The sequence below is a fragment of the Xanthomonas campestris pv. asclepiadis genome (genome assembly GCF_020784175.1).
GTDB classification, from domain to species: Bacteria; Pseudomonadota; Gammaproteobacteria; order Xanthomonadales; family Xanthomonadaceae; genus Xanthomonas; species Xanthomonas campestris_D.
Genome location: NZ_JAJGQM010000004.1, coordinates 66,352 through 78,618, shown reverse-complemented (window position 1 = coordinate 78,618; position 12,267 = coordinate 66,352). Strand labels below are relative to the sequence as shown.

General features: G+C 68.1%; 11 protein-coding genes. All 11 read right to left on the bottom strand.

The window, feature by feature from the left end; genetic code table 11:
* Positions 1-28: 28 nt before the first annotated feature.
* Positions 29-640, bottom strand: coding sequence for a YbhB/YbcL family Raf kinase inhibitor-like protein (locus LL972_RS03280; protein ID WP_228326372.1), 612 nt, complete (start codon positions 638-640; stop codon positions 29-31).
* Between the two features lie 362 nt (positions 641-1,002).
* Positions 1,003-3,075, bottom strand: coding sequence for a tetratricopeptide repeat protein (locus LL972_RS03275; RefSeq protein ID WP_228326371.1), 2,073 nt, complete (start codon positions 3,073-3,075; stop codon positions 1,003-1,005).
* Positions 3,076-3,133: 58 nt separating this feature from the next.
* The gene (locus tag LL972_RS03270) at positions 3,134-4,120 is read right to left on the bottom strand and encodes a YheT family hydrolase (RefSeq protein ID WP_228326370.1); all 987 of its coding nucleotides are present in this window, start codon (positions 4,118-4,120) and stop codon (positions 3,134-3,136) included.
* A gap of 71 nt (positions 4,121-4,191) precedes the next feature.
* Entirely contained in the window at positions 4,192-5,091 is a 900-nt protein-coding gene (locus LL972_RS03265) for a lysophospholipid acyltransferase family protein (protein ID WP_228326368.1), read from the bottom strand.
* 21 nt (positions 5,092-5,112) lie between these two features.
* Entirely contained in the window at positions 5,113-5,541 is a 429-nt protein-coding gene (locus tag LL972_RS03260; RefSeq protein ID WP_228326366.1) for a hotdog fold thioesterase, read from the bottom strand.
* A 293-nt stretch (positions 5,542-5,834) separates the two neighbouring features.
* Positions 5,835-7,871 (bottom strand): phospholipase D family protein, encoded by a 2,037-nt coding sequence (locus LL972_RS03255; RefSeq protein ID WP_228326365.1) that lies wholly within the window; start codon positions 7,869-7,871, stop codon positions 5,835-5,837.
* Positions 7,868-8,440 (bottom strand): YceI family protein, encoded by a 573-nt coding sequence (locus tag LL972_RS03250; RefSeq protein ID WP_228326363.1) that lies wholly within the window; start codon positions 8,438-8,440, stop codon positions 7,868-7,870. The genes LL972_RS03255 and LL972_RS03250 overlap by 4 nt, the downstream gene beginning before the upstream one ends.
* A gap of 3 nt (positions 8,441-8,443) precedes the next feature.
* Positions 8,444-8,920 carry a SixA phosphatase family protein gene (locus tag LL972_RS03245; protein WP_016904234.1) on the bottom strand — a complete coding sequence of 159 codons (477 nt, stop codon included), beginning with the start codon at positions 8,918-8,920 and terminating at the stop codon, positions 8,444-8,446.
* Between the two features lie 14 nt (positions 8,921-8,934).
* Positions 8,935-9,567 carry a ParA family protein gene (locus tag LL972_RS03240; RefSeq protein ID WP_228326362.1) on the bottom strand — a complete coding sequence of 211 codons (633 nt, stop codon included), beginning with the start codon at positions 9,565-9,567 and terminating at the stop codon, positions 8,935-8,937.
* A gap of 151 nt (positions 9,568-9,718) precedes the next feature.
* On the bottom strand, positions 9,719-10,792 hold the full coding sequence (locus LL972_RS03235) for a hypothetical protein (RefSeq protein ID WP_228326361.1): 1,074 nt from the start codon (positions 10,790-10,792) through the stop codon (positions 9,719-9,721).
* A 66-nt stretch (positions 10,793-10,858) separates the two neighbouring features.
* On the bottom strand, positions 10,859-11,776 hold the full coding sequence (locus LL972_RS03230; RefSeq protein WP_228326360.1) for an AEC family transporter: 918 nt from the start codon (positions 11,774-11,776) through the stop codon (positions 10,859-10,861).
* Between the last annotated feature and the right edge of the window lie 491 nt (positions 11,777-12,267).

Here is a 12,267-nt window from a genome sequence, read left to right as displayed (position 1 = left end):
GTGGCCGTGCGGTGGTGGTGATCTGCGCTTAGCGCAGCGCCGGATTCAACGTGTAGGTGCCGTGCAGGGCTGCCTCGGCCAGCACGTGGCCCTGGATCGCCGACAGCACATCGGCTGCGGTGAAGGTCTCGGGCAGGCTGAGCTGCGCCACGTCCAGCGCGAACACGCGGAAGAAATAGCGGTGCAGCCGCAGGTCGTTGAACGGCGGGTACGGGCCGTCGTAGCCCAGGTAATTGCCGGCCATGTCGGCATTGCCGGCAAACCACTCGGTATACGAATTGAGGCCCTGGCGCGCCCCGGCCGGGCCGGCCGGCTGCTGCTTGCCCTTGGGCACGAAGCCGTCGCTGCAGCTGCCCGCGGCGATCGCATGCACGTCGGCGGGGATATCGGCCATCGCCCAATGCACAAAATCGGTGCGTGGCTGATCGACCGGAATCTGCACATCGTCGCGGCCCACGGTTTCCGGCACGGTCGGCACATCCGGGTCCAGGCACAGCAGCGCGAACGAGCGCGTGCCGCCCGGCACCTCGCTCCAGGCCAGATGCGGGTTGCGGTTGGGCGCAAAGCCCTCGGGCGTTCCGGCGGCAAATTCCACCGCGATCGGCTTGCCGTTTTCGATGCTGTTGCTGGTCAGGCGCATGCAGGAATCTCCGCGGGATGAGGCCGACCAGGGTGCCTGGGTCCGCGCCGGAGAGGAAGCCATCGCCATGGAACCCTCTGGTGCGCGCGGCCGGGTTTATCGCTGCCGGTGCATCACACCGGCGAGCGTGCGCGTGCGCCAGCAACGCAGATGCTGCGGCGTGCGCGTGCCGCGCCGCGCACCGTCCGCGCGCGCCCTGGACAGGGAGCGCGATATTCGGTCGGTGCCCTGCCCCGTAGGAGCGGACCTGGCCGCGACGGGGCTTTATCGGGACTGCCTCATCGGTGCGGGGGCATCCCCCGTAACGCCCGGTCGCGGCCGGGGCCGCTCGTACGGGTGTTGCGAGCTGTCGCGGGCGCCGCTCAGTCCTGCGGGTAGCCGAAGCGCACCGCGATCAGCGTCAGCAGATCGAATTGCGCGCCCAGTACGTTGCGGTAGTTGCGCCAGCGCCCCGCGGCCAGGCGCACGGGGCCGCGCGGTTCGACCAGCGGAAAGCGCAGGCCGAACGCCTGCTCCAGCGCGGTGGAGATGCCTTGCGGGTCGCTCTCGATACCGTCCAGGCGGATGATCCGGTGCGGATACAGGTCGCGCTCGTGCAGCACGGCGAGCTGTTCCAGCGCAGCCAGTAGCCAGTCGGCGGCCTGCTGCGGTGATTGCACGGCCAGCGGTGCCGGCGCGCCGGCCGACAGCCAGTCCAGCAGCATGTCGCGCGGGTCGCGCAGCGCGATCGCCAGCCGGCCTTCGGGCAGGTGCGGGCGCAACGCGGTCAGCAGGGTGTTGTCCCACCACAGCAGCCAGTCGATGACGTTGCCGTCGTCGATGCCGCGCCGCGGCAGCTGCGCCTTCCAGCCTTCCACCAGCGCCATCGGCGCCAGCTCGCCGGACGCCAGCTGCTCGACCGTGCGGTAGCTCTGCAACGCATCGGACGGCGGCGTGGTGCCATAACGGTCGTCGCGCACCAGCGGGGTAGCCGCGCCCATTACCGCGATCAGGCGTTCGACATGCGAGCCGGGCGTGCCCCAGACGAACAACGGCCGTGCCGTCACGCTCTCGGGAATGGTCCCCAGGTCCGGCCACTGCATCGGCTGTTTGGCGGCCTGCGGCGGCAACGGCAGGCGGTGCTGGGCCTGCTCGCGCTGGAACTGCATCCAGGTGGCCACGGCGGCGTCGGGCTGGCCGGCGCGGTCCTGCACATTGCCCAGCCATGGCCGCAGCACGGTCTGCTGGGGCGCGGGCAGCGAGTCGATCAGCGATTGCACGCAGGCGATCGCCGCCGGCGGGTCCCGCTCCAGCAGGGCTTCGACGATGCGCTGCTCGCCGCTGAGGCGGCCCGGCTCCACCGCCACGATCTGACGCGCCACCATTTCGGCCTGTTCGGCATGGCCCTGCATGTCGTGCACGCGCATCAGCGCTTCCAGCGCCGGCAGATGCTCGGGCATGGCCAGCAGCCAGCGCTCGATCACCGCCTGCGCCTGCGGCCCGCCGACTGGCTCCACCGCCAGCCGCGCCAGCCACAGGTCGTGCGCCGTGGCCGAGGTGGCCAGCGCCGCGTCCAGGGTGTCGCGTGCATCGTCCACCGCGCCCAGCCGCTCCCAGGCGGTCAGCAAGGCGTGCAAGGTGCGCCGGTCGGCCGGCCAATGGGCCAGCGCCAGGCGCAGGTGCGCGGCGGCCTGGTCAGGGCGGCCGGCCTGCAATTCCATCTCGCCGGCGAGCCGGCGCATGGCCGGGAGATCGCCGCCGGGCTGGGCGAACACGCCCTGCATCGCCGCCAGCGCATCGTCCAGGCGGCCCTGGCGCTGGGCCAGCTGGGCAATGAAGGCGCGCAGCGCGGTGCCCGGCGGATTGAGCTCGACCACGCGTTCGAAAGCGCGCTCGGCAAACGCGAAGTGTTCCTTCTGCAGATACGCAAAGCCCAGCGCGAACATCACCCGCGGGTCATCCGGCAGTTGCTCGGCGGCGCGGGTCAGCAGCGACAATGCGCGATCGCCCTGGCCGCGGCGCAGCTCCACCACGCCATCGACGGCCAGCAACTGCGGGTGCTCGGGCGCCAGCCGCGCGGCGGAGCGGCTCAGCCGCTGCGCCTCGTCCAGATCGCCACGCGCCACCGCCAGATGCGCCTGCATCACGTAGGCATTGAACTGGTTGGGGTCGAGCGCGGTGGTACGCGACAGCGCGTCGTCCGCTGCGGACAGCGCGCGCATCGCCAGCAACAACCCGGCGCGCAGCAGATGCAGGTCGGCATCTTCCGGCGTCAGCGTCAGCGCGGTTTCGATGCTGGCCAGCGCCAGCGCCGGTTGACCCTGCTGCTGCAGGGCCAGGCCGAGCCAACGATGCGCGGCGGCGGTCTCGGGCGCGCCGAGGACCCACTCGCGGGCCAGCGCCACCGCATCGTCGGCCGCATTGCGGCGCAGGGCTTGGAGAATGGCGTCTTGCATGGCGGAGGGCGTGTCCAGGACAAACGCCTATTGTAACGATGCGCGGGGTGGCGCCGACTTACGCCTGCGCGGCCAGCCGCTCGGCCACCCAGCGTTCGGCGAATCCATCGCCACGGGCGTTTTCCAGAAAGCCGCAGTGGCCGCCCCAGCGTGCGATTTCCAGCTGTGCGTGCGCCGGCAGTTGCCAGGCGGCGAAATCCTCGAACGGAATGACCGGATCGTCCTCGGCCATCAGGATGTCCACCGGCACCTGCAGGCCGGCCAGGCGCTCGCCGGCGATCGAATAACTGTCGAAATAGGCTTCCAGCGAGCCGTGCCCGGTGTGCTGTTCGGCCAGCCAGGCCATCAGCCCGCGCATGTCCAGCGCCAGGGTGGCGTCGTCATAGCCATGCTGGTCGGGGAACAGCTTGCGCTTGCGCAGCAGCGACTCGCGCCACTTGCGGCGGAAATACCAGTCGTAGAACTGCGGGCCTTTTTCCAGCTGCAGCATCGTCGCTGCCGGGTCCAGCAGCGGGCATACCGCCGCCACGCGCGCCAGCGGCAGGCCGGCCGCCGGTGCACGCAGCGCCAGCCGCAACGCGAAATTGCCGCCCAGCGAATAGCCCGCCGCCAGCAACTGCGGCGCGGGAAACCGCCGCCACAGATCGCCGGCGGCATTGACCACTTCCTCGATGCGATCGGAGTGGAACAGGTCCACGTTGAGGTGGTGCGTGCCGCCGTGGTCGCGGAAATTCAGCCGAAACACCTGATAGCCCAGGCCAAGCAGGCGCGCGGCGGTCAGCCGCATGTAATTGGAATCGGCGCTGCCTTCCCAGCCGTGCAGCAGCAGCACCGTGCCGCGCACCGGCGCGTCGCCGGGCGGGATGCTCATCCAGCCCTGCAGGCGCACGCCGTCGCCGCCGTCGAGAATGTGTTCGCTGGTCACCGCACCGCTGGCGGCCAATAACTGGCGGCTGCGGAACCGGCGCAATGCACTGCTGCCCAGCACCGACTGCACATGCGGATTGCGCAACCAGCGCGGCGGCAGATAGTCGGAGGCGTTCATGCGTTCATGCGCTCATCGGGCCGGACGAGATGGTGCCGGCCGCAGGGAGGATGAGCGCTTGCATCGTCGGCTCAGGACTCCATCGCCGCGATGATGCGTTGCCGCGAGGTATCGGCCAGGCGGCGACGTCCTTCGATATCCAGCGCGCGGATCGGCTCCAGAAAATGCACCTCGGCCAGCCGCGACGGCTCGCCGAGCAGACGCACGATATTGGCGAAGAAACTCTCGCGCTCGCCGAACGCCACCACCGCCTGCGCATTGCCGCGCTGGCCGTAGCGCAGCGCCACCGGCTGCACCGGCACGCCGGCCTCGACCGCTGCCTGGAAGATGCGCGCATGGAACGGGCCGACTTCGGTACCGCCGCGGGTGCGACCTTCGGGAAACACGCCCACCGGCTTGCCGCTTTGCAGACGCAGCAGCATTTCCTGCAGCACGCCGCCTAGCGATTCGGTATTGCCGCGCTGGTGGAAGATGGTCTGGCCCTTGGTCGCCAGCCAGCCCACCAGCGGCCAGCCGGCGATTTCGCGCTTGGCCACGAAGCCCATTACGCGCTGGCTGTGCAGCATCGAGATGTCGACCCAGCTGACGTGATTGGCCACGAACAAGGTGGCGCCCGGCAGCGGGGTGCCGAAGCGCCGCAGACGAAAGCCGAAGATGCGCATCAGGTTGCCCTGCCACCAACGGATCATCCGCTCGTCCAGGGTGTCGTCGCGCCCGGTGCGGATGCGTGCCAGCGGCGGCGCCACCACGCACAGCATGGTGATCGGCAGGCAGATGCCCAGATGCAGCAGCAACAACGGCACCCGATACAGGTACCGGAACCAACGCAGCACGCTGCCAGCGTCGCGCGTGGCGTCCAGGGATGACTCGCTCATTGAAGGAACGGGACCAGTACCAGGGGAAGGAAGCGCAACTATTGTGACAGCAGCGTGGCCTGCGCGCAGTGCCCGCAGCGGGTGGCGCTGTTCCACCCATGCGCTTGCACGGCGTGCTCAGCCATTGCTGCGCGGCACCACGGCCAGGGTCAGCCGCGAGACGCACACGCGCTTGCCGGCCGGATTGTCGATGGTGATGTCCCAGACCTGGGTGCTGCGCCCCACATGCACCGCGCGCGCGGTGCCGGTGACCAGGCCATCGGTGGCGGCGCGCAGGTGATTGGCATTGATCTCCAGCCCGACGCACATCTGGGTGGTCATATCCACGCACAGGTTGCCGGCGCTGCTGCCCAGGGTTTCGGCCAGTACCACCGACGCGCCGCCGTGCAGCAAGCCATACGGCTGCCTGGTGCGCGCATCCACCGGCATGGTGGCGGTCAACCAGTCTTCGCCGGCGGCGGTGAACACGATGCCCAGATGTTCGATCAAGGTGTCACGGCTGGAGGCGTTGAGGGCGGCCAGGTCAACGGGTTCGCGGAAGGTCATAGGCTGGGGATTGGGGATTGGGGATTGGGGATTGGGGATTGGGGATTGGGGGAATCGGGAATCGGGAATCGGGAATCGGGAATCGGGACAGCATCTGCGGCGCCGGGGTCGGATGCAACTGCTTTTGGCTGGCGCTACGAGCCGGGCTGCGACGTTGATTCTCAGGGGTTTGGCAGTGTGCTGCGCCCCATCTACTGCAGCGCACCGCGCCATTGCAGCGGTGCGTCACTCCACGATGCACCGATTGCCCCGCGCCGTCTCGATGCCGACCCCGGGTCGACACGCCGCTTCGATCAGAGAATCGGCACCAATCCGGCACCGAAGGCGGTCAGCATCCGCACCAGCAGCCACTTCGGGCCGACGTTGACCTCGGGGAAATCGCCTACCGCCACATAGCACTGCCGGAACTGCGGGTCCTGGCGCTTGAGCGGGAACGGGCAACCCGGCCCCGGCTGGAACTCGTAGTTGGTGGCGTAGCGCCAGGGCCAGAAATCCAGCACCGGCAAGGCTTCGGACACCTTGCCCACGCTGTAGTTCAATCCGCTCAGCACCGGCGGCTTTTCGCGCGGGGCCACGGTCCAGGCGTTTTCCGGCGCCATGTCGCGCTCGATGCTGGCCGCCAGCGCCTGCGCAAAGCGCGCATCGTCGATCACCACCGCCGCTTCGGTGTTGTAGTTCTCGCTGCGCGGATCGAAGTTGTGCGTGCCGATCACGCCGATGCGGCGGTCCACCACCAACGACTTGGCATGCAGGCCCATGCGCGCACCGGCACGGGTCACCGGCAGCGGCTTGTTGACCGCACGCGTGCCCAGGAACGAAGGCCGTGTCTCGGTACGCAACACGCGCCGATCGACCTCGCTGCCGCCGGGCGCGCGGCCCGCGCCACCCCCGCTGCCGCGGATTGCGCTGCCGGCAGTGCCGGCAGTGCCGCCACCACCACCACCACCGCCACTGCCCCGCATCGCATTGCCGGCCGCACTGCCGCCGATCACCCGATTGACCCGACTATCGTCTTTGGCCGGCTCGGCAGCCTCGGGGTTGAGCGGATCGGGCACCAGGTTGGCGTACTCCACCGGCGCATTCAGCGGAAACGGTTTGAACTCGTACAGGTTGAAGCCCAGCTCGCGCATGTTGCGGCGTTTGAACTTGTACGACAGCGCATACACGATCGGGTTGTCGGTGGCGGCCAGGCTATTGGTCGAAACCACGATCCGCGGCGGCTGCGGGCGCTGACGCAGTGCACGGAAGATCGCCTGGGCCTCGTCGGACAGCACCAGATACGGCGTCTGCAGCAGCACTTCCTGCTGCGCGCCGGCGATCAGGCCGTCCAGCTCGGGCGCGGTGGATACCGCCTTGGCGGCGTGTTCCTTGCGGTGCTTCTGCGGCAGATCGGCCACATACAGCACACGCTGCACCGGCATGGCCGGGGTCACGAACGCATCGCGCACGAATTGCGGATCGCGCGCTTCCTGGTCGACCCGCTCCACCCGCTCGGGGCGGCGGAACGTGGCCGGCGGCATCTTCGGTGCGCCCTGTTCCAGCAGCAGGCGGCCGACATCGTTCAGCCGCTCGGCCGGCACGCTGCGGCGCGCGTGCCAGAAGGCGTCGAAGTTGGCCGCCATCGCACGCACTTCCGGCCCTGCCAGGATCACGTCGCGGTCGCGGAAGTTGTACTCGCTGTCCCAGTCGTAATAGTCGTCCTGGTAATTGCGCCCGCCGACCACGCCGAGCACGTCGTCCACCACCAGCAGCTTGTTGTGCATGCGCTGGTTGAAGCGACGGAAGCAGCACACCACGCTGCCGGCATAGTCGAAGTAATTGAGCTTGACCTTGCCGAAGGTCGGGTTGTAGATGCGCAGCTGCAGGTTTTCGTGGGTACTGGCCAGCGCACCGAGAATCTGCAGATCGGCGATGGCCGAGAGCTGATCGATCAGGATGCGCACCTTGACCCCACGTTGCGCCGCATCGGTCAGCGCATCCAGCACCATCCGCGCGCTGTCGTCCTTGTCGAAGATGTAGGTCTGCAGGTCGATGCTGCGGGTGGCGCTGCGGATCAGGTTGAGCCGCGCCACCAGCGATTCTTCGCCGTGGTCGACAATGGTGGCGTAATGCCGCGGCGCGGCCGGCGTGGAGGCGGTGATCGCCTCGCCACCCAGCGCGCGCAGCGGCGAGAGCTGGGCGCAACGATTGGCCTGCGTGCAGCTGACAACGGTGCTGCGGGCAGCCGCCGCCACCCCGGCGGCACGGTTGCGTTCGATTTGTGACAGGCCGGCGCATCCGGTGCCGAGCAACAGCGTTGCCAGCACAAGCACCCTCAACAAAAAACTCACGGGCGCCGCGCCTCCTGCAGCCGCCCACGCAGAATGAACGTCACCCTGTCGCCCAGGGCCATCTGCCACGCATTCATTCCGTAACGTCCACGCAGGACCGTACCTCGACTGATCACATCGCAATCATAGCCCGGCCGCGCGCATTCAGCCGGCACCACATGCAGGGTCTCGACGTGGGTGATTCCGCGAATGGTCAGGTTGCCGGTGATGTCACCGCCCTTCTTCACCACCTCTTCGGTGTAGGGAAGCGACTCGAACTCCACCACCGGATACTGTGCGACGTCGAAAAAATCCTCGCCGCGCATCCACGCCGTGTAGCGATCCTTGCCGGGAATTTCCACCTGCGTGGCATCCAGACGAAAACGCACCTTCTGGCGTCCGTCGGGCAACTCTGCCAATTCACCGCGAAAGCGCGGAAAAAACCCCTCGATCTTCATGCCGAAGCGCGTCCTGATCTCGAACCCGAAGCGCGATTGCACCGGATCGATGGAATGCAGCTTCTGCTGCGCCACGCAGGGAAGAGCGACCCAGAGCGCGAGCCAGGCAAACCAGCGCAGCGACGATGGCACGGATCAAGGCCACCAGAAGGCGGTCAGGCGGGCGATGCCTGGTTCGATGGCCGCATCCAGCGGCAGTGCCAGCAGGGCGATCGCGGCGGTCGGCATGCCACGGTAGTCGCCGGTCTGGCCGCTGTGCATCAGGGCCGCCAGCCGTTCCAGGCCGGGGTTGTGGCCGACCAGCAGCAGGCGCTCGGCATCGCGGTGTTCGTCCACCAGGCTGGCCAGCGTGCCGGGCGTGGCGTCGTAGATCCGTTCGTCCAGGCGTTGTTCGATATAACCGGTGAGTTCCAGCACCGCCTCCAGCGTCTCGCGCGCACGCCGCGCCGGCGAGCACAGCACACGGTCGGGCACCAGGCGCTGCTCACGCAGCCAGCGACCGGCCGATTCGGCCTCGGCGATGCCGTGCGGGGACAGCGGGCGGTCCAGATCGGCCTGGCCGGTATCGGCCGGCTCGGCGTGGGCGTGTCGCAGCAGTATCAGTTCGCGCATGAAAACACTCCGGTCTAGGATTTCTTGAGCCACTTGAACAGCGGCTCCCAGTCCTGTTGATGGTCGCGCACCTGCGCCGAGCGGTAATCGAACAGGCTACGCCCCAACCCGGCCATGACCACATAGGCCTGGGTGTCGCGCAGCTGGGTCACCAGGGGATAGGGCCAGGCGCCGATCATCTCGGCAGCTTGCTGCGAGGTCTGGGTCCAGGGACGTGCGCGGTTGAGCACCAGGCCCACCGGCAGTTTGCGCTGATGCACGCGCGGCACCTTGGCCAGCGTGTTGAGGAAGCCGACCACCGCTTCGATATCCAGCGCCGAGGACAGCACCGGCACCACGATGGCATCGACGTGGTCGAGGAAGCCGCTCAGGTCATCGGCCATTGCACCGGCCGGGGCATCGATGATCAGCTGGTCGGTGCCGTCGGGCACTGCGGCCTGCCAGTTGCGACGGCGGGTGGCATCGATCGGCAGCACCGCACTTTCCAGGCTGGCGCGACGCTGCGCCCAACGCGTGGACGAGCCTTGCGGATCGGCGTCGGCCAGCACGGTGCGCTGGCCCTGCAGGGCCGCGTGTGCGGCCAGATTGGTGGCGATCGTGGTCTTGCCGACGCCGCCTTTTGAGGCGGCCACCAGGACTGTCTTCATGCACGCCTCGCTTCCGGGAGCAAGCCGGCAGCGTACACCGCGACGAAGTGAGGAAGTAGTCGAAAGGCGTTAAACGTCCCACAGCAGCCGCTATCGCGCTGCAGCATCGGCCCTGGAACGGGACCGATGCGTCGCGCACCGGCCACGCGGATCAGCGGGTCTGGCGGCTCGCGGCGCCCGGCTGCCAGTCCGCCGGCGGTTGCACGGCAAGGCCCTGACGCTGCAGGCGCGCGCGCAACGCCGGCACTTCGCCCTGCGTCAGGATCGCATCCAGTGCGGCGACCTGCGCATCGATTGAGGGTGCGCTGCGCTGCAGTTGCTGCTGCAGCCATTCCAGCTCCCGCATCCGCGCCTGCCAGCGGGTGGCATCGGCGCCGCTGCTCAGTGCGGCCATGCCCTTGGTGCCGATCACCGCCGTGAGCAGGGTGGACTCGTCGTTGGCCACGTTGTTCAGCACGACCATGCACTCGTCGCGTAACGCGGGCGTGGTGGTACCGGGGCCACAGCGCCGCATCAGATCGCCGAGCGCGGGGAGTGCATGTACAGACCATGTGTTTATCACGAACATCGCCGCCATGCCGGCGCCCGTGGACGGAAACCCTTGGGCGTCGAGTCGCTCGCGCAAGCTGACCGAGGCCAGCGATGGCCATTGCACGCCGTCGTAGACGGCATGCAGGGCCTGGCCCAGCTCCAGCGCACCGCTGTCGAAATGATCGGACTGCACGGCCGCCTGCCAGGCGCGTTCGGCGGCCGCCTGGTCGCCGCGGCGCTGTGCAGCCGCATGGGCGCGCAGATGCACGGCGGCATTGCCGGCATCGGTTTGCTCCAGGAACGCCCGCGCGGCGCCTGGGTCGCAGCGCAATCCGGGGGCACAACCGACGGCTTCCATCCGCGCCACCAACCGGTCGCGCGGCCGCGCGTCCAGGGCACGCTGCAGCCAGGCGCGCTGGATGGGTGCATAGCCTCCGTCTGCGGCCGACACTGCCTCGTCCTCGGCATCGATCCACAGCAGACCGGCCAGATACAGCTGCCTGGGCTGGCCGCTGGCCGCCATGCTGCGCAGGCGTGCCTGCATGGTCTGGCCGACCTGGCTTACCCAGTGAGTCATCAGCGGATCATCCGCCGGAACCGGTGGGGTGGCGGGCGATGCCGCCAGGGCGGACTGCGCCGCGAACACGCCGCCAAGCCATAGCAGCGCAGTGGTGATCAAGCGATATCCGTGCATGTGTTGCTCCTATCCGTGTGGGGCGCGCAATGGTGCGCGCCAGCATTTCACACGGGGTGAGCCGCATCAAGCGGCCAGGCGCGCCAACAGCCAGGCCCATGCCGGCAGGGTCAGCAGCGACAGCAGGATGCTGTAGCCGACCATCGCCGCGGCCAGGCGCGGTGCCAGCCGGTGCGAGATGGCCAGCGCGGCGGCGGTGATCATGGTGGGCATGGCCGATTCGAACACGTTGGTCTGCAGCATCGCGCCATGCAGGCCGAGCGCCCAGGACAGCGGCAATGCCAGGATCGGCATCACTGCCAACTTGAAGGCCAGGCCCACAGCCAAGGGTTTGAGTTCGTCCGCAGGCAGGCGCAACTGCAGCGAAAAGCCCACCGCCAGCATCACCAACGGCAGCATCGCGTCGGCCAGGCTCTTCAAGCCCGAGCCGATCCAGGCCGGCGGCTGCTCCGGCATCACGGTCAATGCAAACAGCAATGCCCATAGCGGCGGGAAGCGCAGCACGCGCAACAGGATCAGCTTCGCGGTCGGCGGAGTGTCGCCGCTGTAGCGGGCCAGCACATACAGCCCGAACGTCGATAACAGTACGAAGGTGCCGAACTGGTCGTAGACCACCGCATACGGCAGGGCGTGATCGCCGATCAACGCGCGCACCATCGGAAAGCCGATGAAGCTGGAGTTGGTGAACACCACGCACATCAGCAGCGCGGCGTATTCCTCGCGCTTGAACCGGAACAGGCGGCTGCAGCCCCACAGCAGCGGCACGATGATTGCGGTCAGCAGCCACGGCGTGGCGATCACTCCACCCAGCGAGGCATCCAGGTGCAACCGCGGCACATAGGTCAGCACCGAGGCTGGCAGACAGATGTACAACACGATGCGATTGAGCACGTCGGCGCTGTTGTCCGGCAGCACCCGCAAGCGCGCGAACAACAGGCCGAGCCCCAGCATCGCCAGAATCAACGCAAATGCATCCACCGCCATGGCGTGGTCAGGTCCGTGGGAAAGCGACGCTCAGGATCGCATAGTGGGCGTGTTGCGCCTGGATCAATGCCGAGCTGGATTGGCGACTAGCCAAATCGGCAAGCAGGCCTACGCGTCGCGCAGATCGCTCGATCAACTCCTGGCGAAGGATGCCGAGTCTTGCTGTTACCCGGGTGCCCCCAAAAGCTAGTCGTTTGAGAGGCGCGGTGCCCTCACCGCTCGCGGGACACGCCGTGAATCCGTCCCTGGAGGCTCGGTGGCGGCATCCATGCCGCCACACGGTCCCGCAGCCGGCGAGGGCACCGCAACAGACAGTTGGTCGGTTGTTTGAAAAGCTGGTCCGCTGCTCTGGCTTTCTTGCGGAACGAGCGGACACGTCCTTGCCCGAGCAGGACACCGCTCCTGCTCTTAACCGTGCACACCGACCATCTCGACAGGTCATTACCCGCTCACCGTCGCGGGACCTTACGCGGCATGGATGCCGCGTAAGA